This window comes from Streptomyces sp. NPDC049954 (assembly GCF_040656295.1).
In the GTDB taxonomy this organism is placed as follows: Bacteria; Actinomycetota; Actinomycetes; order Streptomycetales; family Streptomycetaceae; genus Streptomyces.
The window spans coordinates 1-23,983 of record NZ_JBFALS010000027.1 but is presented as its reverse complement, the minus strand read 5'-3'; the positions used below and the strand labels follow the sequence as shown (position 1 = coordinate 23,983).

Here is a 23,983-nt window from a genome sequence, read left to right as displayed (position 1 = left end):
GTACGCTCGCCGGGTGGCCGGCCGTTTCCCCTTGCGCACCCCCAGCCCCTCCGGGGGCGGCCCGCGCCTGCCCGGAGCGCGTACCGGCGGGGGCGTCGGCGGGGGCACCGAAACCGCCCTGGCCCGGACCTGGACGGCCGCCGTCCCGCCGCACCTGGCGCGGGTGCTCGGCCCGCTGCGCAGAGGACCGGGCGACCCCACCTTCCGGCTGACCCAGGACGGCGCGGTGTGGCGCGTCAGCCGCACCCCGCTCGGCGCCGGCACGCTGCGGGTCACCGCACGCGGGTGCGAGGTCAGCGCCCAGGCGTGGGGTCCCGGCGCCGCATGGCTCCTCGACCGGCTCCCGGCGCTGCTCGGCGCCGAGGACCGGCCCGAGGAGTTCGTCCCCCGCCACCGGCTGATCGCCCACAGCCACCGCCGCGTCCCCGACCTGCGCCTGACCCGCACCGGACTGGTCCTGGAGTCCCTGATCCCCTCCGTACTGGAGCAGAAGATCACCGCCGACGAGGCGTACCGCGCCTGGCGCCGGCTGGTCACCCGCTTCGGCGAACCCGCGCCCGGGCCCGCGCCCGAGCGGATGGCCGCGATGCCCGCGCCCCGCACCTGGGCACTCGTCCCGTCCTGGGAGTGGCACCGGGCGGGTGTGGACGACAAACGCGCCTCGACGATCCTGCGCGCCGTACGCGTCGCCGCCCGCATGGAGGAGGCGGCGCACCTGACCCCCGCCGAGGCCCGCGCCCGCCTCGAAGTGATCCCCGGCATCGGCCCGTGGACCTCCGCCGAAGTGGTGCAGCGCACCCACGGCGCCCCCGACGAGATCACGACGGGCGACCTGCACCTGCCCCGCATCGTCGGCTACGCCCTGGCCGGGGACCGCGACGCCGACGACGCCACGATGCTCGGCCTGCTCGCCCCGTACGCGGGCCAGCGCCACCGCGCCGCCCGCTACATCCTGCTCACCGGCCACACCCCGCCCCGCCGCGCCCCGAAGATGCCGAGGACGGACATCGGGCTGCTGTGAGACGCCGGGGCCGGAGCGGACCGCGAGCACCGACGGCCCCCGTCCCGACTCCGGCCCCGCGCGCCCCGCCCCCGCCGTGCGTACCGCCTAGCGCACCGTCAGGAACTCCTCCGCCGACCGGGCGGGCCGGGCCGCCGGTTCGGCCGCCGGGTGGCCGATCGCCACCGCGCCCATCGGGTCCCAGGTGTCCGGCAGCTCCAGCACCTCGCGGACGACCTCGCGGCAGAACATCGTCGAGGACACCCACGCCGAACCCAGCCGCTCCCCGGCGAGCGCGACGAGGAAGTTCTGCACCCCGGCCCCGGCCGCGACCACGAACATCTCGCGCTCCGCGGCGTCCCTGCGCGGATCGCCGTAGTGGTGCGAGCCGTCCATCACGAGACACGGCACCGCGAGATACGGCGCCGCGCGCAGCACGTCCCCGCGCCGCACCCGCTTCGCGACCGACTCCTCGCTCTTGCCGTCCCGGCGCAGATCCGCGATCCACGCCTCCCGCATCGCGTCCAGCAGCCGCTTCCTGGCCGGCTCCGACTCCAGCAGCACGAACCGCCACGGCGTCGTGTGGTGCGGGGCGGGCGCGGTGACGGCGGCGGCCACGGCACGCCGTACCGCCCCCGGGTCGACCGGCTCGTCGGCGAAGGCGCGCACCGTACGCCGCTGGGTGACCGCCTCCCGTACCGCCTCGGAGGTGCCCAGCCGGAACATGTCGTCGCGCGCCCCGCGCACCAGCGCCCGGGCGCCCGGCTCGTCCCCGTCCGCCGACAGCAGGTGCGGCAGACCGCGCACGACGGCCACCGGGCGGCCCGCCGCCTTGCCCTTCACGAGGTCCCCGGCGGCGGCCAGTTCGTCGGCGCTCGCCACGACCGTCGCGCTCAGCGGATTGCCGTACGCGTCGGTGCCGCCGCGCAGGTCGTCGAGGACCCGCACCCCGGCCGCGCCGATCGCCACGTCGGTCAGCCCGCTGCGCCAGGGCCGCCCGAAGGTGTCGGTGACCACGACCCCGACGTCCACGCCGAGCGCGGCCCGCAGCCCCTCCCGCAGGACGCGCGCTGAGGCGTCGGCGTCCTCGGGCAGCAACAGCACCGTCCCGGCGGGGGTGTTGGAGGCGTCGACCCCGGCGGCCGCCATGACCAGGCCCTGCCGGTTCTCGACGATGCGCAGCGTCCCGCGCCGCGCCACCACTCGCACCGTCTCCGCGTCGATGGCCTCCTCGCGGGAGTCGGCGGCCACGATCCGGCCCTCCGCCTTCGACACGATCTTGGAGGTCACGAGCAGGACGTCCCCGTCGGCCAGCTCCGGGGCGGCCCCGGCGATCAGCTTCGCGAGATCGTCCCCCGGCCGCACCTCGGGCAGCCCGGGCACGGCCCACACCCGGTAACCGGCGGCAGGCCCGGCGGGCCGGGCGGACGCGGCGGAGGGCTCGGTACTCATACCCGTACCTCCTCGGCGAGATCGAGGGCCTCGCGGGCCATCCGGGCGGTGGCGTCCAGGTCCGTCATCATCAGCGGTACGGCCCGGCAGCGGATGCCCTCGGCCTCGATCCGCTCCACCGCCCCGGCGTCCACCGTGTCCACGAGCCACCCGTCGAGCAGCCCGGCCCCGTAGTGCTCGGCGACGGCGGCGGCCGTCGACTCGACGCCGACGGCGGCCAGCACCTTGTCGGCCATCCCGCGCACCGGGGCGTCCCCGACGATGGGGGAGAGCCCGACCACCGGGACCCCCGCCTCCGCGATGGCCTCCCGGATACCGGGCACCGCGAGGATCGTGCCGATCGACACGACCGGGTTGGACGGCGGGAAGAGCACGACGTCCGCCTCCGCGATGGCCTCCAGCACCCCGGGTGCCGGCTTCGACTGCTCGGCGCCCACCGGGACCACGGCCAGCGCGGGCATCGAGGCCCGCATCCGCACCCAGTACTCCTGGAAGTGCACGGCCTTGCGCTCCCCGTCCGCCTCGACGGCGACATGCGTCTCGACGCGGTCGTCGGACATCGGGATCAGCCGCACCCCGGGCTGCCAGCGCTCGCACAGCGCCTCGGTCACGGCACTCAGCGGATAGCCCGCGTCCAGCATCTGGGTGCGCACGATGTGCGTCGCGAAGTCCCGGTCGCCGAGCCCGAACCACTCCGGGCCGACCCCGTACGCGGCCAGCTCCTCCTTGACCCGGAAGCTCTCCTGCGAGCGCCCCCAGCCCTGCTCCTCGTTGATGCCACCGCCCAGCGTGTACATCACGGTGTCGAGGTCCGGGCACACCTTGAGCCCGAACAGATGGATGTCGTCACCGGTGTTGCCGATGACTGTGATGTCCGTGCCCTCCGGCACGGCCCGCTGAAGGCCCCGCAGGAAACGAGCACCGCCGATACCTCCGGCCAGAACAACAATGCGCATGGGGACAAGTCTCTCAGGCGGACCCCGGTCTCCGCGGCCCGGTCGGGCGACGAAGGGTCAGCGCGGGCCGGCCGCCGCCGGGGTCGCGCAGCTCGCCGCGGCGTGCAGGGCCCGCATCGGCATCTCGGTGAGCCCCGGGTGGTAGACGTGCAGGCTCACGGCCGGCTCCAGGCTCCCGTTGACCACCTCGTGCGCGTAACCCGGGGCGAACACGCGCTGCGCCCCCACGCCGAGCCGGTGCTCCGCGCGCGGCGTGCGCTCGGTCAACTCGCCCGCCAGAACGGTGAGTACGCCGCTGGAGGGGCCGTGGTCATGGGCTCCGCTGCCTTGACCGGGCAGCCAGGACAGCAGCCACACCTCGTAACCGGGCCCGGTGCGCAGCCGGTGGTACCAGCGGCTGCTCGCGTCGTAGCGGACCAGCGGGGCCCACTGCGCGGGCTCGGCGGCCACGGCCCGGGCGAGACCGGCGAACTCGGCCACCGTCTCGGGATGCTCACGGGCGGGGCGGAGCAGGTGCGGGACCTCAAGGAGGTCCCCGGCGATCTGGAGATCGCTGTCGCTGTTCATGGGGGAGTGGTTCCTCGGCGAGTACGAAGGGCGCGCTCAGGCGCGCGAAGACACGGGGGAAGACACAGGAGAGAGGCGCGGTACGGCGGTGCGCGGGGGCCGGTCCCGGGCGGGACGGGCGGACGGCGTCAGCCTTCAGAGACCGCGACCACAACACGTACAGGAGTACGCGCACGCGCCGGTACACAGGGGGCGCGTGCTGAGCGGGCTCGTACAGAGGGAGGCGACATCGCTTCGCGTGCGGGCAGCACCGAGAGCCCTGCGGGAGCAGGTCCGGAAAGTGGCTGAAGACGCGAGCATGCCCACTAGGCAAGCGCCTTACACAGGTGATGTCAACTGATGACCAGGGCCCGGAAGGTGATTCACCCCATCGGGTCGAGCGCACTGCTGAAAGGTTTGTGCAGCGTTTCCACGGGACACATGGGGCAGCAGCCGGTTTATGGAAACGCCGTTGTCAGCTCGTGATGGTTCTGTGATCCGGCTCGCAGTGAAGCTCTCCGGGCAACGGGCTCCGGTGCGGTGACGTCCTCTCAGGTGATGAGGGTCCCCACACGGCGGAGCCGGAAGTGTGTTGCGGTTTAGACCGATTTGAACACTTTCCGTACCCCCTTGGTTCCGCAGAGTGAATAAGGGGCCCAATAGCAGATCTCGGCTTGACTGCCCCGGATCAGCACACTTGTAATTTCACTCGTGTCGTTTGGTCGCCATCGGTAACGGCGGCATCACGGGGACGTAAAGACAGACGAGGGGCGCAGATGACCGAGCTGTTTCAGGAACTGCTGGTCGGCGACGCGATGGATGCCGAGGAGGAGCTGGGCTGGCAGGAGCGCGCGCTGTGCGCCCAGACCGACCCGGAATCGTTCTTCCCCGAAAAGGGTGGATCGACCCGCGAGGCCAAGAAGGTCTGCCTGGCGTGCGAGGTGCGCTCGGAATGCCTGGAGTACGCGCTCGCCAACGACGAGCGCTTCGGTATCTGGGGCGGACTCTCCGAGCGGGAACGCCGTCGCCTCAAGAAGGCCGCGGTCTGAAGCGGTCCGCGGGCCGGATCGCGCACGGTGCGATCCGCGCGCTGCCCCGCGCACACCGTCCGGGGCGAGCGGGCCGACGCGAGCGGGCCGGTACCGTCCGGCCGGTCGGCGACCGGTCCGTCGCGGGCCGGCCGGTGAACGATCCGTACGCGAGCGGCGACCCGTGCGCGAGGAGCGATCCGTACGCGAGCGGCGACCCGTACGCGAGGCGCCGCATATCCGCCCCGTACGCGCGTCGCGCCATACCGGCCCCGTGCGCGAGCCGGCCGGTGAGCGGCGGCCCGTACGGGGACCGCCCGGCGAACGCGCCGTACGGGGACCGCCCGGCGAACGCGCCGTGCGCGAACCGGCCGGTGAACGCCCTCTGCGGGAGCCGCGTCGACAAGCTTCCGGAGGCTTCGCCTCCCCCTCGGCCCGACAGGGCCGTACATAGCCTGATATGACGATCGGTCCGTCGCCCGTGGGTTGTCCACAGGCGGCGGACCGGTGTTCGTGTCAGCCGTTAGTGTGGGGCCCCGTCCGAGACACCACCGCCTCCCCACGAGGCGCACGTGTCCACCGCAGTCCATCGAACCGGGGCCCGTACCTCGATGTCCGTGCACAGCCACTCGGCAGCCCACTACGACGCCGCCACCGCAGGGTCGGCCCCCGCCCGCTGGGCCGGGCTCGATCCGACCCGCCCACCCGAGTTCCCGCGCCATGTCGTCACCGCGGTACTCGTCGCGCACGACGGTGCCCGCTGGCTGCCCGAGGTCCTCGCCGGAGTGCTCGGCCAGGACCGCCCCGTGCAGAACGCGGTCGCCGCCGACACCGGCAGCGCCGACGAGTCCGCGCGGCTGCTCGCCGAGTCCCTGGGCGACAACTGCGTGCTCCACCTCGCGCGCCGCTCCGGCTTCGGCGCGGCCGTCGACGAGGCGCAGCGCGTCGCGGGCACCCTCACCCCCGAGGAACTGACCTACCTCAAGCGCCCCAGCGGCTGGGACCCGGTCAGCCGCACCTGGCGCGACGAGGCCTACGACCTCCCCGAGCTGCCGCACGGCGAGCCCGTGCAGTGGCTGTGGCTGCTGCACGACGACAGCGCCCCCGAACCGGGCGCCCTCGCCGCACTGCTGGGCGCCGTGGAGGCGGAACACGAGATCGGCCGCGACGACGTCGCGATCGTCGGCTCCAAACTGCGCGGCTGGTACGACCGCAGACAACTGCTCGAAGTCGGCGTCTCCATCGCCCCGAGCGGCCGCCGCTGGACCGGCCTCGACCGCCGCGAGCAGGACCAGGGCCAGCACGACCAGGTACGGCCCGTGCTGGCCGTCTCGACCGCCGGCATGCTCGTGCGCCGCGACGTCTACGAGGAACTCGGCGGCTTCGACCGCGGGCTCCCCCTGATGCGGGACGACATCGACCTGTGCTGGCGCGCCCAGGCCGCCGGGCACCGCGTCCTCGTGGCCCCCGACGCCGTCGTCCGGCACGCGGAGGCCGCCTCCCGCGAACGCCGCACCGTGGACTGCGTCGGCCGCACCGCGACCAGCCCGCACCGCGTCGACAAGGCGGGCGCCGTCCACACCCTGCTCGTCAACTCCCGTACGGCCGCCCTGCCCTGGGTCCTGTTCCGGCTCCTGCTCGGCACCGTGCTGCGCACCCTCGCCTACCTCGTCGGCAAGGTCCCCGGGCAGGCCGTCGACGAGATCACCGGCCTGCTGTCCGTCCTGCTGCGCCCCGGCCGCGTCCTGAAAGCCCGCAGGGGCCGGGGCGTGAGCCAGGTCGAGCCCGCCGAACTGCGCCCGCTCTTCCCGCCGCCAGGAGCGACCCTGCGGCTGCTGGCCGAACAGGTCGCGTCCAGCGTCGCGGGCCGTACCGCCGCCGAGGACACCTCCGCCGGCCGGCACGGCGTCGTCGAGTCCGGGCCCGGCGGGGACGAGGGCGACTACCTGGAGATCGAACAGTTCGCGCGGCTCAAACGCCTCGCCCGCAAACCGGGGCCGGTGCTGTTCGCGGTCCTCCTCGTGTTCTCCCTCGTCGCCTGCCGCAACCTCCTCGGCGGCGGCTCGCTCATGGGCGGCGCCCTGCTGCCCGCGCCCTCCGACGCCGCCGCGCTGTGGTCCTCGTACTTGGACAGCTGGCACACCGTCGGCACCGGCAGCACCGAGAACGCGCCGCCCTACCTCGCGATCGTGGCGACCCTCGCCACCGTGCTACTCGGCTCGACCTCGCTCGCCGTGACCCTCCTGCTGGTGTGCTCGGTGCCGCTGGCCGGCTGCACCGCCTACTTCGCGACCCGGCCCCTGATCGAGTCCCGGCTGCTGCGCGCGTGGGCCGCCATCGCCTACGCCTTCCTGCCCGCCGTGACCGGCGCCCTCGCCGCCGGCCGGATCGGCACCGCCGTCCTCGCCGTCGTCCTGCCGCTGCTGGCCCGCGCCGCGATCTCCGCGAGCGGACTGACCGGCCGGCGCGGAACCTGGCGCGCGACCTGGGCGCTCACCCTGCTGACCACGCTGACCATGGCGTTCACGCCCGTGGTCTGGCCGATCGCCCTCGTCCTCGGCGTCGCCGTGCTCGTCGTGCGCCGCGGCGAGCTGCGCGCCTACGGGCTGCGGCTGCTCGCCGTCCTCGGCACCCCGATGCTCGTGCTCGCCCCGTGGTCCCTCACGCTGCTGCCCACCGGCTTCCTGCGCGAGGCCGGCTTCGACGACGTGAGCGGAGCGGCGAGCGCGAGCGACCTGCTCGGCTTGAGCCCGGGCGGCCCCGGCACCCTCAGCGGCCTGCTGTTCCTCGGCATCGTGCTCAGCGCGCTCGCCGCCCTCCTGCGCAGCGAGCGCCGCACCGCCGTCCTCACCGCCTGGGCGGTCGCCCTCGTGGCGCTCCTGTTCGCGGTGCTCGGCAACCACTCCGGCTGGGCCGGGCCCGCGACCCTCGTCGAGGGCGCCGCCCTGCTCGGCGCCGCGCTCATCGGCGCGCAGGGCGCCCGCTTCCGGGTCGCCGAGCAGAGCTTCGGCTGGCGCCAGCCGCTCGCCGCGCTCATCGGCCTCGCCGCCGCGCTCGCCCCCGTCGTGGCCGCCGTCGGCTGGATGGTCTCAGGCGCCGACGGCCCCCTGGAGCGCCGCAGCCCCGTCCAGGTCCCCGCCTTCGTCGCCGCCGAGAGCGGCACCGAGGACCAGCCGCGCACCCTCGTCCTGGCCGGCGACAGCGCCAGCGAGGTCGCCTACACCCTCGTACGCGGCTCCGGCAGCCGCCTCGGCGACGCCGAACTGCTGGACGCGGCCGGGACCAACAGCCGTCTCGGCAAGGTCGTCGGGCGGCTCGTCGCCGGTTCGGGAGCGGTCCAGGCCGACGAGCTAGGCGGCTTCGCCGTGCGCTACGTCCTGGTGCGCGACGGCTCCTCCCGCGAGATGAGCCGCGTCCTGGACGCGACGCCCGGACTGACCCGGCTCAGCCGGCAGGACGGCAGCTCCCTGTGGCGCGTGGACCGCCAGGTGGCCCGCGCGACCCTCGTCCAGAAGTCCCGCGCCCCACAGCCCGTGCCCGCGGGCCCCGTGGAACTGCACACCCGTGTCCCGGCGGGCGGCGAGGGCCGCGTCCTGCGCCTCGCCGACGTCGCCGACCCGGACTGGCAGGCCACCCTCGACGGACGCCCGCTCACCCCCGTCACCCTCGACGGCTGGGCCCAGGGCTTCCAGCTGCCCGCGGGCGGCGGCCACCTCGACGTCGTCCACGACACGCCCTTCACCCACACCCTGTGGGTGTGGAGCCAGGGCTTCCTCGGACTCGTCCTCCTCGTCCTCGCCCTCCCGGGCCGCCGCAAGCACGTCGACGACGACCTGCCCGAGGAGCCCGTCGCCCTCCCCGAGCAGGCCGTCTCCGGAGAGGGCCGCAGGGCCCGCCGGCTGCGCGCCCAGGCCGACGCCGAGGCCGAGCGGGACGGCACCGCGCCGGCCGGCGCGGAGGAGGACCCCGCCGCACAGGAGGCCGTCCACGCGGAACAGGGCGCGCACCAGTCCGGCTCCACCGGTCACGAAGCGTCCTACGGACAGCCCCACCAGGCCGACCCGTACGCGAGCGGCACCTACGACCCCTACGGGTACCCCGAGCAGGGCCAGGACCAGGGCCGGGCACACCCCGGATACGACACCGACCCGGCCACGGGCCCCCTGCCGCCCTACCCGCAGGGCGCCCCGGACCCGTACGACACCGGGAGCCGGCCGCCCTACGACCCGCAGCACTACGACACCGGGGCCCAGCCGCCGTACGACCCGGGCGCCCAGCCCTACGACACCGGCGGCCCGCCGCCCTACGACCCGGGCGCGCAGCCGTACGACACCGGTACGCAGCAGCCGTACGACACCGGCGCACAGCCCGTGTACGACCCGGCCGACCCGCGGCGCTACGGCCAGGGCTACGGCGAACAGGGCGAGCAGCACCGTGACGGGAGCAACCAGTGAACCGCAGCACCCTGTCCCTCATCGCGGCGACCGCCGCCCTCGCCGCCCTCACCGGCGTCGCCGCCGCCACCTCGCCCGAGGACGGGCGGGCGGCGGCCCCGCAGGCCGCGCAGACCCTGCCCGTCGAGCGGTCCAGCCTGCTGTGCCCCTCGCCGTCCGACTCCGACCTCGCGGAGACCGCGTACAGCACGTTCACACCGAAGAGCGCGGGCGCGGCGTCCGGCGGCGCAGCGGAGCTGCGGCCCTCGCCGACCGAGGTCAAGGACGGCAAGAACGCCGAGGAGGCGGTGAAGACCGGGGAGCCGGTCCTGACCGCGAAGGAACCGGGCAAGCCCGTCGACAGCAAGAGCGTCTCGGGCTCCAAGGAACCCTCCCTCGTGGGCCTCGCGACCGGGGCGCTCGCCCCCGGGTGGACCGTGCAGCAGACCACGACGATCGACGCCGGGGCCGACCGCTCCCTGCGCGGACTGAGCTGCGGCGCCCCCGACGCGGACTTCTGGCTCCCGGGCGTGAGCACCGCGAAGGACCGCTCCGACTACGTCCACCTCACCAACCCCGACGACTCCGCCACCGTCGTGGACATCGAGCTGTACGGGACGAAGGGCGCCGTGAAGTCGGAGGTCGGCGAGGCCATCCAGGTCCCGCCGCTGTCCACCGTCCCGGTGCTGCTGTCCACGCTCACCGACGACCCCGAGGACGACCTGACCGCGCACGTCACCGCGCGCAGCGGCCGGATCTCCACCGCCGTCCTCGCCTCCCAGTCCTCGGCAGGCTCCGACTGGCTGACCCCGTCCGCCGACCCGGCGCCCCGGCTGGTCCTGCCGGGCATCCCCGCCGACGCGACCGATGTCCGGCTCGTCGCCTTCGCCCCCGGGGCCGAGGACGCCGACCTGAAGATCCAGCTCGCCGGGAAGTCCAGCTCGATCACCCCGGCCGGCCACGAGGTCCTGCACGTCAAGTCCGGGATGACGGCCTCCGCCGACCTCGGGGCGCTCACCCGGGGCGAGGCCGGCTCCCTCGTGCTCTCGCCGAGCGGGGAGGACGGCTCGACCCCCGTCGTCGCGGCGCTGCGGGTGACCCGCGGCAAGGGCGCCAACCGGGAGACCGCGTTCATCCCGGCCACCGCCCCCGTCGGCCCCCGCGCCACGGTCGCGGGCAACCGGGCCAAGCACGTGAAGCTGACCCTCGCCGCCCCCACGGCGAACGCCGAGGTCAAGGTCACGGCCTCGGCGGGCAGCAAGGGCGGCACGGCGGCGAGCAAGACGTACAGCCTGCGCAAGGGCACCTCGCAGACCGTGGAACCCCCCGCGCCGGGCGGCGGCGACGGCACCTACGCGCTGACCCTCGAACCCGAGGGCGGCACGGGCGCCGGGGTGTACGCGGCCCGCGAGCTCGACGCCACCTCGGACTCCGCCGACGGGGTCCCGCTGTTCACCGTGCAGCCCCTGGCCGACGACCGCGGCACCGTACGGGTACCGAGGACCCGGCAGGACCTGCGCGTACTGGAGCGCTGAAGCTGAACGGGGCGCGGGAACGCGGGCCGGGGGAGCGAGTGGGGGAGGGCGCCCCTCACTCCTCCCCGTACCGCGGGTCGACCGACTCCGGCGCGAGCCCCAGCAGGTCCGCGACCTGTTCGACGACGACCTCGTGGACGAGCAGCGCCCGCTCGTCCCTGGTCTTGCTGCGGATCTCGACCGGCCGGCGGTAGACGACCACGACGGAGGGCCGGCCCTCGCGCCCGGTGACCGTCGTCCCCAGCGGCACCGTCTCGTCCTGCCAGCTCTCGCCCCGGCCCTCCTCGCCCGGTACGTCGAGCACCATGAACTCGACGTCGCTGAGCTGCGGCCAGCGCCGCTCCAGCCGCTCCACCGAGTCCTGCACCAGGTCGGAGAACAGATCGGACCTGCTCATCGAGAGCGGTACCTGCGGAGGCGCGACCGGACCACGCATCCCACGCCCGTGGCGGTCGCGGCGGCGCGGTCCCGGGGCTGCGGGCGGGGTCGGTGCGGAGCTGTCCATCACCTGCGAAGCCTAGGCCGTCCCGGACGATCGCGCGCGGGTGGGCGCCGTCCGGCGGGCCCGGGACGAAAGGACGGAGGACCAGGGAATGACCTTCGTCGACGACGTTCTCCGGGGCCGGGCCACCCTCGCGGACTTCGACGCCCACAGCGAGGCGTGGAACGACTCGGCGCAGGATCTCGGAGCGTTCCACGACTACGCGGGGCTGCTCTGGCCCGAGTACGCCCTGTGGGCGACGGACCACGACCACGTCAGCGGCGAGGAGGTCCTCGCCTACGTGATCGCGGCCCGGCGGCACGGCGCCGGACTCCTCGACCACCTGCGCGCCGTGCGGAGCCACGACCCCACGGCCGCGGAGATCTACCGCCTCTGCCGCTGGTGGGCCGAGGACTGGGCAGCCGTGTCCCAGCACTACCCGGAGGACCGACCGGATCCGGCCTCCTGATCCGGGGACGGGCCGCCGCACCGTTTCCGGCCCCGCACCGTTTCCGGCCCCTCGCCTCTTCCGGCCCCCTCGCCTCTTCCGCCCGCACGCTTCCGGGCCCCCGGCCCGCTGGGCGACCCCGCGCTCCGCGACACATGCGGAACACCTATGCGGACAGGGTATTCGGCATCGGTTTCCGGACAGCCCGTGCGGCCCGCCGGGCCGGTCGCTCTGCGCGCCGGGAGCGCGACGGACCGTGCGATCGGGCCCGCCCGCTCCCCGTATTCATACTTTTTGCTCCGTTTGGCCTCAGGCTTCGTCCTGGAGGCGGGAGCGGAACGAGCCCCCTTCCGCCGCCGACTCCGCCCCGTCCGCGCCGACCTGATGATCGGTTTTCAGCCACGACACGGTGCGGCCGCCCGGGAGGGAGTCGTCGCGGCCCGTTCAAGAGTGCGGTACCGTCCAGGATCGTGAGCCCTGTACGTCGTTGTTCTCGCACCGCGTGCGGCCGCCCTGCCGTCGCCACACTGACGTACGTCTACGCCGATTCGACCGCGGTCCTGGGCCCCCTCGCGACTTATGCCGAGCCCCACTGCTACGACCTGTGCGCCGAGCACTCCGAGCGGCTGACCGCCCCGCGCGGCTGGGAGGTCGTCCGGCTCGCCGACGCCTCGGCCCCGCCCCGCCCCAGCGGCGACGACCTCGAAGCGCTCGCCAACGCCGTACGCGAGGCCGCCCGCCCCCAGGAACGCCGCCCCGACCCGGCGACGCCCCGCGCCGTCGACCCGATGGAGGTGGCCCGCCGAGGCCACCTGCGCGTCCTGCGCTCGCCGGACTCCTGACCGCCGCGCACTCCCTGACACCCGCTCACGCTCCCCGGCGGCGGCCCGCGCCGGCCGGGCCCGCCGGACCGTACCGGTAGGTTGTGCGCAGCGTCCGGAGCACCACATCGCCCCGGATCGCTCCCCAACGTACGGACTGTCCCTGGAGGGCTGGGCTGTGGCCGATCTGTCGCAGATCGTGAAGGCGTACGACGTGCGCGGAGTCGTTCCCGACCAGTGGGACGAGGGGCTCGCCGAACTCTTCGGCGCCGCCTTCGTCCGCGTGACCGGCGCCGCCGCGATCGTCGTGGGCCACGACATGCGGCCCTCCTCGCCGGGCCTGTCCCGCGCCTTCGGCCGGGGCGCCCTCGCGCAGGGCGCGGACGTCACCGAGATCGGCCTGTGCTCGACGGACCAGCTGTACTTCGCCTCGGGCTCCCTCGATCTGCCCGGCGCGATGTTCACCGCCTCGCACAACCCCGCCCAGTACAACGGCATCAAGCTGTGCCGCGCGGGCGCCGCCCCCGTCGGCCAGGAGACCGGTCTCGCCGAGATCCGCGCTCTTGTCGAGGAGTGGACGCGGACCGGCGCCCCCGCCCCGGCCGCCGCCCCCGGCACGCTCGGCGCCCGCGACACCCTCCAGGACTACGCGGACCACCTGCGCACGCTCGTGGACCTGAGGGCGTCGCGTCCGCTCAAGGTCGTCGTGGACGCGGGCAACGGCATGGGCGGCCACACCGTGCCCACCGTGTTCACGGGCCTCCCGCTCGACCTCGTCCCCGTGTACTTCGAGCTCGACGGCAGCTTCCCGAACCACGAGGCCAATCCGCTTGACCCGGCCAACATCGTGGACCTCCAGGCCCGCGTCCGCGCCGAACAGGCGGACATCGGGCTCGCCTTCGACGGGGACGCCGACCGCTGCTTCGTCGTCGACGAACGCGGCGAACCCGTCTCCCCGTCCGCGATCGCCGCCCTCGTCGCCTCCCGCGAACTCGTCCGCAACGGCGACACCGGCACCGTCATCCACAACCTCATCACCTCGTGGTCGGTGCCCGAGGTCGTCCGCGAACACGGCGGCACCCCCGTGCGCACCCGCGTCGGCCACTCCTTCATCAAGGCCGAGATGGCCCGCACCGGGGCGATCTTCGGCGGCGAGCACTCCGCGCACTACTACTTCCGCGATTTCTGGAACGCCGACACCGGCATGCTCGCCGCCCTGCACGTCCTCGCCGCCCTCGGCGGACAGGACGCCCCGCTCTCCGCGCTCGTCGCCCAGTACGACCGCTACGCCGCCTCCGGCGAGATCAACTCCACGGTCGAGGACCAGCGGGCGGCCACCGAACGGGTCCGCGCGGCCCTCACCACCGAGGACGTCACCGCCGACACCCTCGACGGACTCACCCTCACCGCCCCCACCTGGTGGTTCAACCTCCGCCCCTCCAACACCGAACCGCTCCTGCGGCTCAACGTCGAGGCGCGCGACGAACCCACCATGGCCAAGATCCGCGACGAGGTCCTCGCCCTCGTCCGCGACCGCCGGGGCTGATCCCCGCCGGCCGCGCGGCGGTACGCTGAGCGGACCGGCCGCCCGCCGTGGGCAGCCCCGCACCCGCCGCGCGCCCAGCGGTCCGGTACGCGCCCGCGTACCGCGAACGCCTCCGCGCCCGGGGACGGCGATCCCGTACGGGAGCCCGCACAGGCATCCCGTACGCGACCGCAGCCCACGGCCCACGCCGGTCCCGTACGCCCCCACCGGTACGGTCACGCCCGCAGTGGCCGCACCACGGCGACCCGCCCGCCCGGCGGGCCCGCCGACGCCACCCGAAGGGAACGACACACCATGCCGCTCGAAGCCGGCCTCCTCGACATCCTCGCCTGCCCCGCCTGCCACGCCCCGCTCCAGGAGCGCGCCACGGACGACACCGAGGAACTGGCCTGCACCGGCACCGACTGCGGCCTCGTCTACCCCGTGCGCGACGGCATCCCCGTCCTCCTCGTCGACGAGGCCAAGAAGCCGGAGTGACCTACCGGCGGGCGCGGCCCGCCCCGCCCCAGGAACCCCACGGACCGGGCGGGACGTTCCCCAGGGGGAGGACGCGCCCCGCGTCGACGCGTCGCCGAACGACCCACGGACGACTGACGGACGAGGCACGGACCGGAGACCGACCATGCTCGACGAATCGCTGCTGGACGACCCCGAGGCCCTGACCCTGGCGGACCGGCCAGGACTGCTGCGCGCGGCGGCCGAGAGCGGTGCTCTCCTGCGCACCGCCCTGCGCGACACGGCCGAGGCGGGACTCCTCGACCTCAAGCCCGAGGGCCGCCCCCGCGCGATCCTCGTCGCCACGGCGGGCGGGACCGCCGCGTCCTGCGCCGACGTCCTCGCGACGCTCGCCGGGCCCGCCTGCCCCGTCGTACGGCTCGCCCCCACCGGGGTGGCCGCCGACCCGGGCGCCCTGCGCTGGACCCTGCCCGGCTGGGCCGGCCCCGTGGACCTCCTGCTGATCGCCACCCCGCACGGCTCCGAGCCCGGCCTCGGCCTCCTCGCCGAGCAGGCGTACCGCAGGGGCTGCACCGTCGTGGCCGTCACACCCCGCCGCACCCCCCTCACCGAAGTCGTCGACGGCTCCCGGGGACTCGCCGTCCCTCTCGCCACCACCTCCAGGAACCGGCCGCCGTACGGCGACGGGAACCCGGGGGACGACGCGGCCGCCGAGCCGGACCGCGCGCGAGAACAGGAACGGGACCAGGAACCGGCCGCCACCGACTCGCTGTGGCCCACCCTCGTCCCCTTCCTCAGCCTGCTCGACCGCACCGGCCTGTACGCGGCGACCGAGGAGACCCTGCTGGCCGTGGCCGACCGCCTCGACGCCACCGCGGAACGCTGCGGACCCGCCGTACCCACCGGCTCCAACCCCGCCAAGTCGCTCGCCCTGGAACTCGACGAGTGCCTGCCCCTGCTGTGGACCGAGGGCACCACCGCGGCCCCCGCCGCCCGCCGCTTCGCCGCCCTCCTGGCCGGCCGCGCCGGCCGCCCCGCCCTCGCGGCGGAACTCCCCGAGGCCCTGGACGACCACTCCGCGCTCCTCTCCCGCGCCCGCTCCCAGGAGGGCGGCCCGGCAGACCTGGACGACTTCTTCCGCGACCGCGTCGAGGAACCCGCCACCCTCCAGCCCCGCGTCGTCCTCCTGCGCACCCGCCCCGCCGACGGACTCACCGCGACCCCCGCCGCCCGCGAACTGGCCCGCGCCCACCACACCCCCGTCACCGACCTCCAGCCCCCCGAAGGCGGCGAACTGGAGTGCCTCGGCGAACTGCTCGCCCTCACCGAGTTCACGACGGCCTACCTGGCGACCCGCGCGCAACCCGAGTGAGAGCGCGGCGCCGCCCCCGCCCGACCGTGCCGCGAGCGGGGCGGACGGGCCGGGAGCGGAACGGGCCGCGGGCCAGGACGGCGGCCCCTGTCCGGACACCGCGCCGCACCACCCTCCCGGACCGCCCCCCCCCGCGGCGCCCACGGCACTTTCCAGCCAGACCCAGCGTCCCCCCCCATGAGCGAGAGAGACCCCGCATGGACCGCCTCAGCAACACCGTCCGCCCCTACGCCTGGGGCTCCCTCACCGCGATCCCCGAACTCCTCGGGGTCGAACCCACCGGTGAACCGCAGGCCGAGATGTGGCTCGGCGCCCACCCCGGCGCCCCCTCCCACCTCGACCGGGGGCAGGGCCCCGAGCCCCTCTCCGCCGTCATCGAGGCCGCACCCGAGCGGGAACTCGGCGCCCCGGCCGTCGAGAAGTTCGGCCCCCGCCTCCCCTTCCTCCTCAAGATCCTCGCGGCCGGCGCCCCGCTCTCCCTCCAGGTCCACCCCGACCTGGAACAGGCCAAGGAGGGGTACGCCGACGAGGAGCGCCGCGAAGTCCCCCTCGACGCCCCCCACCGCAACTACAAGGACGCCAACCACAAGCCCGAACTCATCTGCGCGCTCACCCCCTTCGACGGCCTGTGCGGCTTCCGCGCCCCGCACGAGAGCGCCGCTCTCCTCGACGCCCTCGACGTCGACTCCCTCAAGCCCTACGTCGACCTCCTGCGCGCCCGGCCCGAGGAGGCCGCCCTGCGCGAGGTGCTGACCGCGATCCTCACCGCCGCGCCCGCCGAGATCTCCGCGACCGTCGACGCCGCGGCCGCCGCCTGCGAACGCCTCGGCGGCGAGCACGCCCCGTACGCCGCGATCGCCCGCGACTACCCCGGCGACCCCGGCGTCCTCGCCGCGATGCTCCTCAACTTCGTCACGCTCCAGCCCGGCCAGGCCCTGTTCCTCGGCGCCGGCGTCCCGCACGCCTACCTGCACGGCCTCGGCGTCGAGATCATGGCCAACTCCGACAACGTCCTGCGCTGCGGACTCACCCCGAAACACATCGACGTCCCCGAACTCCTGCGCATCGTCCGCTTCGAGTCCGGCGACCCCGGAGTCCTGCGCCCCGAGGCCGCTTCCGACGGCGAGGAGGTCTACGCGACCCCCATCGACGAGTTCCGGCTCTCCCGCTACGTCCTCGCCGCCGACGCGAGCCCCCGCCCCCAGCTCACGGCCGACACCCCGCAGATCCTCCTGTGCACCGCCGGCACCGTCACCGCGGGCGAACTCACCCTCCGCCCCGGCCAGTCCGTCTTCGTCCCCGCGCACGAGAAGACCGAGGTCTCCGGGACCGGCACCCTCTTCCGCGCGACCGTCGTCGCCTGAGAAAGCCTGAGCGCCCGCCAGATCACCACGAAAGCAACGGTGCAGACGGCCCGAGCCGGGGCACAGAGCGGTACAGGGGAAAACACCGCCGCGCCCCGGCACCCCCTGCTGCGACAATGACTCCTCCCGACCGCGCGGACGCACGACAGCACGAGCGCACGACGACCGCGCGGACGGCAGCACGGACAACACCGGTGGCTCAGGCACCGACCAGCACCGGCGGCACAGGCACCAGCGGTCACGGCGGCGGCGACGTGGCGAACCGACGAAGGGAAGACGGAACCAGATGAGTGCGTCAGGCGGCACCAGGGCGATCGTGGCGGCACTCTCCGCCAACCTCGCCATCGCGGTGGCCAAATTCGTGGCGTTCGCCTTCAGCGGCTCGTCCTCGATGCTCGCGGAGGGCGTCCACTCCCTGGCCGACTCGGGCAACCAGGCCCTGCTGCTGGTCGGGGGCAAGAAGGCCAAGCGCGAGGCCACCGCACAACACCCCTTCGGCTACGGCCGCGAACGCTTCATCTACGCCTTCCTCGTGTCCATCGTCCTCTTCTCCGTCGGCGGCATGTTCGCCATCTACGAGGGCTACGAGAAGATCAAGCACCCCCACGAGCTGGAGCACTGGTACTGGCCCGTCGGCGTCCTCGTCTTCGCGATCATCGCCGAGGGCTTCTCCTTCCGTACCGCGGTCAAGGAGTCCAACGTGACCCGCGGCCAGCTCTCCTGGGCCGAGTTCATCCGCCGCGCCAAGGCCCCCGAACTGCCCGTCGTCCTCCTGGAGGACTTCGGCGCCCTCATCGGCCTCGTCCTCGCGCTCGGCGGCGTCGGCCTCGCCCTCGGCACCGGCAACGGCGTGTGGGACGGCATCGGCACCCTGTGCATCGGCGTCCTGCTCATCCTGATCGCCCTCGTCCTGGCCGCCGAGACCAAGTCCCTGCTGCTCGGCGAGTCCGCCAACCCGGAGGCGCTCGGCAGGATCGAGACGGCCCTCGTGGACGGCGAACAGGTCACCCGCGTCATCCACATGCGCACCCTCCACCTCGGCCCCGAGGAACTCCTCGTCGCCGCCAAGATCGGCGTGCGCCCCAGCTCCACCGCCGGCCAGATCACCGAGGCCATCGACGCCGCCGAGTCCCGCATCCGCACGGCCGTCCCGATCGCCCGCGTCATCTACCTCGAACCCGACATCTACACCGAGGCCGAGGCCGAGGCCGGCCCCAACCCGCAGGCCACCCCGGGCGGACCGGGCCCCGACCAGCCCGAGCACTGACCCCGCCCCGGCGGGCCCCGGTCCCGCCCATCCCCGTGGCGGAAACCGGGGCCCGCCCATGACCGCCACCCCTCCCTCCCCGAACCGGCACTGGTAGCCTCGACCAGAGCCAGACGTCGCTGCTGATGGCGGTCGGGCGGCCCGGTACGCCGGACCGGCCGAGGGAGAGAGGGCCTCCGACGGACTGCGCTGCGAGCGGCAGGACCCGTGTGTCCACCGCCCGGCCCGCCACGCCCACCACCAGGGCGCGCCCGCCCTTCGGGGCCCGGCTCGGGCCGTCGGCGGCGCGCACCCGCGCCCTCACCGCGCGCAGAGCCATCCGTACACCTCGACTCCCATCCCGAGGAGCAGCCCGTATGACGTCCGTAGAGACCACGCAGGACTTCAAGGTCGCCGACCTGTCGCTGGCCGAGTTCGGCCGCAAGGAGATCACCCTCGCCGAGCACGAGATGCCCGGCCTGATGTCGCTGCGCAAGGAGTACGCCGACGCCCAGCCGCTCCAGGGCGCCCGCGTCACCGGCTCGCTGCACATGACGGTGCAGACCGCCGTCCTCATCGAGACCCTCGTCGCCCTCGGCGCCCGGGTCCGCTGGGCCTCCTGCAACATCTTCTCCACCCAGGACCACGCCGCCGCCGCGATCGCCGTCGGCCCCGACGGCACCCCGGACAACCCGCGGGGCGTCCCGGTGTTCGCCTGGAAGGGCGAGTCCCTGGAGGAGTACTGGTGGTGCACGGAGCAGGCGCTGACCTGGCCCGACGCCCCCACCGGCGGCCCGAACATGATCCTGGACGACGGCGGCGACGCGACCCTCCTCGTCCACAACGGCGTCCAGTACGAGAAGGACGGCAAGGCCCCCGACCCGTCCACCGCCGAGAACGACGAGCACCGCGTCATCCTCGAACTCCTCAACCGCACCATCTCCGAGGGCTCCCAGAAGTGGACCAAGCTCGCCTCCGAGATCCGCGGTGTCACGGAGGAGACGACGACCGGCGTCCACCGCCTGTACGAGATGCAGCGCGAGGGCACCCTCCTGTTCCCGGCGATCAACGTGAACGACGCCGTGACCAAGTCCAAGTTCGACAACAAGTACGGCTGCCGCCACTCCCTGGTCGACGGCATCAACCGCGCCACCGACGTCCTCATCGGCGGCAAGACCGCCGTCGTCTGCGGTTACGGCGACGTCGGCAAGGGCTGCGCGGAGTCGCTGCGCGGCCAGGGCGCCCGCGTGATCATCACCGAGATCGACCCCATCTGCGCCCTCCAGGCCGCGATGGACGGCTACCAGGTCACGACCCTGGACGAGGTGATCGGCCAGGCCGACATCTTCGTCACCACGACCGGCAACAAGGACATCATCATGGCCGCCGACATGGCCAGGATGAAGCACCAGGCCATCGTCGGGAACATCGGCCACTTCGACAACGAGATCGACATGGCCGGCCTCGCGAGGATCCCGGGCATCGTCAAGGACGAGGTCAAGCCCCAGGTGCACACCTGGACCTTCCCCGACGGCAAGAAGATCATCGTGCTGTCGGAGGGCCGCCTCCTCAACCTCGGCAACGCGACCGGCCACCCGTCCTTCGTGATGTCCAACAGCTTCGCCGACCAGACGATCGCCCAGATCGAACTGTTCACGAAGCCCGAGGAGTACCCGACCGACGTGTACGTCCTGCCCAAGCACCTGGACGAGAAGGTCGCCCGCCTCCACCTCGACGCCCTCGGCGTCAAGCTGACGACCCTGCGCCCCGAGCAGGCCGCGTACATCGGCGTCGAGGTCGAGGGCCCGTACAAGGCGGACCACTACCGCTACTGAGCCACCGGCCGGGTCCGGGAGGCACCTCCCGGACCCGGCCCGGCCGGCCGCCACGGGCTGCGGCCGGTCCCGGCACCGGTCGGCTGTCCTCTCCCCTGTGCAGGACAGACGACCGGTACCGGGACCCGCACCGGCTTCGGACCCGCGCCGGGGCCGCCGGCCAGTCGCGTCCGCGCGAACCGCCAGGCCGGGCCCGACCAGCGTTCAGCCGCCCGGTGCTCCGACGACAGGCACCACCCCCGTACGCCCGCCCGGTACCGCCGGACACCCCTGAGCCCGCACGTTCCTCACCACGCTCACCAGGACACAGCCCGATGCCCCGAGGCCGCTATTCGCTGCACGATCCGCACGACGGCTCCCTCCTGGCCGAAGAACATTTCCAGTGCGCGCCAGGCCCCTCGGGCTGGCGCTACGTGTCCCAGCTGACGTCCCCCGCCGGCAGCCCGTCCGGCTCGGTCGATCTGGCCCTCGACGAACTGGGCCGCCCCGTACGGCTGGAGCTCCACTCCTCGAACTGGCAGGTCCGGGGCGCCGCCCTCGAAGGCGTCACCTGGGTCAGGTCGGACCCCGCCGGAGTGCACGCCACCGAAGGCAACACGGCCGCGCACGCCTTCAGCGGAACGTCCCCCGCCTTCCTCGTCGCCCTCTCGCGACTCCTGCGCCTCACCCCCGCTTCCCCCGCCACGCGCGTACGTCTGGTCACCTTCACCGCACCGGTGCTCGCCCCCAGGACGGCCGACCAGTCCTGGGCGTTGCTGAAAAGCGAAGCACACGCCACTGACAACGGCCCGCTGATCGTGGACGAGTACCAGGTCACGGAACTGGACACGGGAGACAGGCACTCCGTCCACCTGGCCGGCGACGTGGTCCTCTCCGCCCCCGGCGTGGAACTCCAGGACCTGGAGACACCCCCGTCCGTCTTCACCTGAGCGCGCGACCCGGGCGAGCGGGAAGCCCCCTCAGGCAGGCGGCACGAACCCCGTCCGCCGCGTGGACTCCCCGGCCCTTTCGCCCACTTGAGGCTCCGCGAGCGGCACAGCGGGAGCGACGGGAGCGAAGGGCGGGGCGGGCACGGCACCACCCTCGTCCGGCCTCGCGGGCCCGGCGTCCTCCGGGGGAGCGAAGTGACGGTCCCCGAAAGCCCGCCGCGCGTCCCGCGCCTGCCGCTCCCGCACGAGAGCCATGAGGAACTGGACGGCGGGCGCCCCCGGCGGCACGGTGGCCCCGGTCAGGGACAGCAGCTCGGAGGCCAGCCGTACGGCCATCGCCTCACCGATCTCCGGGTCGAGCTGGTGCATGCGCGTCAGGTACTGCCGTACCGCGAGCCACAGCGACTCGGGGACGGCCGACAGGTCGAGCCCGGCGAACACCCCCGCCCACTGCGGGTGCGCGGCCGGAACAGCGCCCACGCGGCCGCCCGGAACCCGTTCGCGTACGACGAGGGTGCCCGCGAGCACGTCACCGACCCGGCGCCCGCGCTCCGAGACGAGCGAGGACACGAAGGCGATGAGCCCCGAGGTGCCCGTGATCTCGATGGCCCCGACCGCACCGCGCACCAGCGCGTGCCGGAACCGGATCGGACCGCCGTCGTCCCGCACCACGCGCAGGCCGAAGACCAGCTTGCCGAGGGAGCGCCCCCGGCTGAGCGTCTCCACCGCTATGGGGCCGCCGATCAGCACGAGCACCACCAGCGCGACCGACAGCGCGGCCTGCGCGGCGCCGTCGAGCGAGGAGGTGGACATGACCAGCACGACGGCCAGGACGAGGAAGACGACCCACGTCACGAACAGGTCGATGAACACGGCCACCGCGCGGCTCGGCAGCTTCGCCGCCCGCAGCTCCAGAGCGACCGCCTCGCCCGTCACCAGCCCACTCATCCCAGCCGCCTTTCCCCGCCGCACGCCCCCACCGCGGGCCAGTCTGCCAAGCTGATCCCCTTAATGGGGCGCCCGCGCCGGATGCGGGCCCCGGCGCCGGCGCACCATCGGCACACGACACCGCGTCACGACGCAGAAGCCGCGGCCAGGAGAGGGAGCTACGGACTCATGGATCTCGACGTCTTCGTCTCGGCGCACGCCCCCGAGTGGGACCGCCTCGCCGAACTGCTCGCCCGCCGCAGGCGCACGGGCGCGGAGGTGGACGAACTCGTCACCCTCTACCAGCGCACCGCCACCCACCTCTCGATACTGCGGTCCTCGGCACCTGACCCGCAGCTCGTCGGCCGCCTCACCCAGCTCGTCGCGCGCGCCCGCAGCGCCGTGACCGGGACCAGGAGGGCGGCCTGGAGCGACGTCCTGCGCTTCCTGACCGAGGGGTTTCCCGCCGCCGTCTACCGGGCCCGGCGCTGGTGGGTGCCCACGGCGCTGCTGTCGGTCGCGGTGGCGATCGTGCTCGGCTGGTGGATCGGCGCGCATCCGGAGGTACGGGAGTCGATCGCGGCGCCCGAGGAGCTGCGCGAGATGACCCGCCCCGGCGGGCAGTACGAGACGTACTACTCCAGCCATCCCGCCACCTCGTTCGCGGCGCAGGTCTGGACGAACAACGCGCAGGCGGTCGCCCTGTGCCTGGTCCTCGGCGCGTTCCTGTGCCTGCCGGTGCTCTACATCCTCTTCCAGAACATGCTCAACGTCGCCGTCGGCATCGGCCTCATGACCGACGCGGGCCGCCTCGACACCTTCCTGGGCCTGATCCTCCCGCACGGCCTGCTGGAGCTGACCGCCGTCTTCGTCGCCGCCGGTACAGGGCTGCGCCTGGGCTGGACGGTGATCGACCCCGGCCCCCGCACCCGGCGTACGGCGCTGGCGGAGGAGGGCCGCGCCGCCCTCGGCATGGCCCTGGGGCTCGCGCTGGTCCTGTTCGTCTCCGGGGCCATCGAAGGCTTCGTGACCCCCTCGGGGCTGCCCACCTGGGCCCGGATCACGATCGGCATCGTCGCCGAACTCGCCTTCCTCGCCTACGTCTTCGTGCTCGGTGCCAGAGCGGTGCGGGCCGGTGGCACCGGCGACCTGGAGTCCGAGGGCCGTAGTGCTGTGCAGCCCGTAGCGGCCTGATGTGCGTGGGGCTCCGCGGACCTGCTACTGTCCTCTTCGCCTCGCAAACACCGTTGACGCGGTGGGTGCGGGGAGGTAGATTCGAACAGTTGCCTTGAGCTGGACAAGCTCGGCCGCGACAGTTAGAGTCTGCGAGCTTCCGGAATTCAATTCCACGAAGCCGCCCGACAATGCAGAACGACGAAGCCCGGTAAAACGGCCACCGAAGATCTGATAAAGTCGGACTCGCCGGAAAGGGAAACGGAAAGGCCGAAAGGCCGGACCGGGAACCGGAAAGGCACCGAGGAAATCGGGACCGCGAGGATCTGATAGAGTCGGGAACACGAAATACCGAAGGGAAGCGCCCGGAGGAAAGCCCGAGAGGGTGAGTACAAAGGAAGCGTCCGTTCCTTGAGAACTCAACAGCGTGCCAAA

Annotated in this window: 19 protein-coding genes; 14 read left to right on the top strand and 5 right to left on the bottom strand. The window is 73.8% G+C overall.

Going from position 1 to position 23,983, the window contains the following annotated elements:
* The first annotated feature begins 118 nt into the window (after positions 1–118).
* Positions 119–1,021, top strand: coding sequence for a DNA-3-methyladenine glycosylase 2 family protein (locus tag AB0J21_RS33155; protein WP_363149892.1), 903 nt, complete (start codon positions 119–121; stop codon positions 1,019–1,021).
* A gap of 87 nt (positions 1,022–1,108) precedes the next feature.
* Here AB0J21_RS33155 and AB0J21_RS33150 read toward each other — a convergent pair whose 3' ends face one another.
* From AB0J21_RS33150 to AB0J21_RS33140, 3 genes are read right to left on the bottom strand one after another with little or no spacing between them, the layout of a single operon-like run.
* A complete protein-coding gene (locus tag AB0J21_RS33150; protein WP_363149881.1) occupies positions 1,109–2,452 on the bottom strand; it encodes a coenzyme F420-0:L-glutamate ligase in 1,344 nt (447 codons plus the stop codon).
* Entirely contained in the window at positions 2,449–3,408 is a 960-nt protein-coding gene (cofD, locus tag AB0J21_RS33145; RefSeq protein ID WP_363149880.1) for a 2-phospho-L-lactate transferase, read from the bottom strand. The genes AB0J21_RS33150 and cofD overlap by 4 nt, the downstream gene beginning before the upstream one ends.
* 57 nt (positions 3,409–3,465) lie before the next feature.
* Positions 3,466–3,975 carry a cysteine dioxygenase family protein gene (locus AB0J21_RS33140; protein WP_363149879.1) on the bottom strand — a complete coding sequence of 170 codons (510 nt, stop codon included), beginning with the start codon at positions 3,973–3,975 and terminating at the stop codon, positions 3,466–3,468.
* A 755-nt stretch (positions 3,976–4,730) separates the two neighbouring features.
* Here AB0J21_RS33140 and AB0J21_RS33135 point away from each other — a divergent pair.
* The 3 genes from AB0J21_RS33135 to AB0J21_RS33125 all read left to right on the top strand — a co-directional run bounded on the left by AB0J21_RS33135 (position 4,731) and on the right by AB0J21_RS33125 (position 10,950).
* A complete protein-coding gene (locus AB0J21_RS33135; protein ID WP_363149878.1) occupies positions 4,731–5,003 on the top strand; it encodes a WhiB family transcriptional regulator in 273 nt (90 codons plus the stop codon).
* Positions 5,004–5,593: 590 nt separating this feature from the next.
* Complete coding sequence (locus AB0J21_RS33130) at positions 5,594–9,436, top strand: glycosyltransferase (protein ID WP_363149891.1); 3,843 nt, start codon at positions 5,594–5,596, stop codon at positions 9,434–9,436.
* Complete coding sequence (locus AB0J21_RS33125) at positions 9,433–10,950, top strand: DUF5719 family protein (RefSeq protein ID WP_363149877.1); 1,518 nt, start codon at positions 9,433–9,435, stop codon at positions 10,948–10,950. Before AB0J21_RS33130 ends, AB0J21_RS33125 begins: the two co-directional genes overlap by 4 nt.
* 55 nt (positions 10,951–11,005) lie before the next feature.
* Here AB0J21_RS33125 and AB0J21_RS33120 read toward each other — a convergent pair whose 3' ends face one another.
* Positions 11,006–11,455: a metallopeptidase family protein gene (locus AB0J21_RS33120; protein WP_363149890.1), complete on the bottom strand. Its 450-nt coding sequence runs from the start codon at positions 11,453–11,455 to the stop codon at positions 11,006–11,008.
* An 88-nt stretch (positions 11,456–11,543) separates the two neighbouring features.
* Here AB0J21_RS33120 and AB0J21_RS33115 point away from each other — a divergent pair, with 88 nt between their 5' ends.
* The 9 genes from AB0J21_RS33115 (at position 11,544) to AB0J21_RS33075 (ending at position 21,448) form a co-directional block, all read left to right on the top strand.
* Positions 11,544–11,900, top strand: coding sequence for a hypothetical protein (locus tag AB0J21_RS33115; protein ID WP_363149876.1), 357 nt, complete (start codon positions 11,544–11,546; stop codon positions 11,898–11,900).
* 449 nt (positions 11,901–12,349) lie between these two features.
* Positions 12,350–12,721 (top strand): DUF3499 domain-containing protein, encoded by a 372-nt coding sequence (locus AB0J21_RS33110; RefSeq protein ID WP_363149875.1) that lies wholly within the window; start codon positions 12,350–12,352, stop codon positions 12,719–12,721.
* Between the two features lie 157 nt (positions 12,722–12,878).
* Positions 12,879–14,246 carry a phosphomannomutase/phosphoglucomutase gene (locus AB0J21_RS33105; RefSeq protein ID WP_363149874.1) on the top strand — a complete coding sequence of 456 codons (1,368 nt, stop codon included), beginning with the start codon at positions 12,879–12,881 and terminating at the stop codon, positions 14,244–14,246.
* A 294-nt stretch (positions 14,247–14,540) separates the two neighbouring features.
* The gene (locus AB0J21_RS33100; RefSeq protein WP_363149873.1) at positions 14,541–14,723 is read left to right on the top strand and encodes a Trm112 family protein; all 183 of its coding nucleotides are present in this window, start codon (positions 14,541–14,543) and stop codon (positions 14,721–14,723) included.
* Between the two features lie 145 nt (positions 14,724–14,868).
* The gene (locus tag AB0J21_RS33095; protein WP_363149872.1) at positions 14,869–16,074 is read left to right on the top strand and encodes an SIS domain-containing protein; all 1,206 of its coding nucleotides are present in this window, start codon (positions 14,869–14,871) and stop codon (positions 16,072–16,074) included.
* A gap of 197 nt (positions 16,075–16,271) precedes the next feature.
* The gene (gene manA, locus AB0J21_RS33090) at positions 16,272–17,438 is read left to right on the top strand and encodes a mannose-6-phosphate isomerase, class I (protein WP_363149871.1); all 1,167 of its coding nucleotides are present in this window, start codon (positions 16,272–16,274) and stop codon (positions 17,436–17,438) included.
* A gap of 286 nt (positions 17,439–17,724) precedes the next feature.
* Entirely contained in the window at positions 17,725–18,705 is a 981-nt protein-coding gene (locus tag AB0J21_RS33085) for a cation diffusion facilitator family transporter (protein ID WP_363149870.1), read from the top strand.
* A 356-nt stretch (positions 18,706–19,061) separates the two neighbouring features.
* Positions 19,062–20,519: an adenosylhomocysteinase gene (ahcY, locus tag AB0J21_RS33080; protein ID WP_363149869.1), complete on the top strand. Its 1,458-nt coding sequence runs from the start codon at positions 19,062–19,064 to the stop codon at positions 20,517–20,519.
* Positions 20,520–20,833: 314 nt separating this feature from the next.
* Positions 20,834–21,448: a hypothetical protein gene (locus AB0J21_RS33075; RefSeq protein WP_363149868.1), complete on the top strand. Its 615-nt coding sequence runs from the start codon at positions 20,834–20,836 to the stop codon at positions 21,446–21,448.
* A gap of 30 nt (positions 21,449–21,478) precedes the next feature.
* Here AB0J21_RS33075 and AB0J21_RS33070 read toward each other — a convergent pair whose 3' ends face one another.
* Positions 21,479–22,396 carry an RDD family protein gene (locus AB0J21_RS33070; protein WP_363149867.1) on the bottom strand — a complete coding sequence of 306 codons (918 nt, stop codon included), beginning with the start codon at positions 22,394–22,396 and terminating at the stop codon, positions 21,479–21,481.
* A 168-nt stretch (positions 22,397–22,564) separates the two neighbouring features.
* On the opposite strand from AB0J21_RS33070, the gene AB0J21_RS33065 reads away from it, so the two are divergent.
* The gene (locus AB0J21_RS33065; RefSeq protein ID WP_363149866.1) at positions 22,565–23,569 is read left to right on the top strand and encodes a stage II sporulation protein M; all 1,005 of its coding nucleotides are present in this window, start codon (positions 22,565–22,567) and stop codon (positions 23,567–23,569) included.
* Positions 23,570–23,983: the final 414 nt, after the last annotated feature.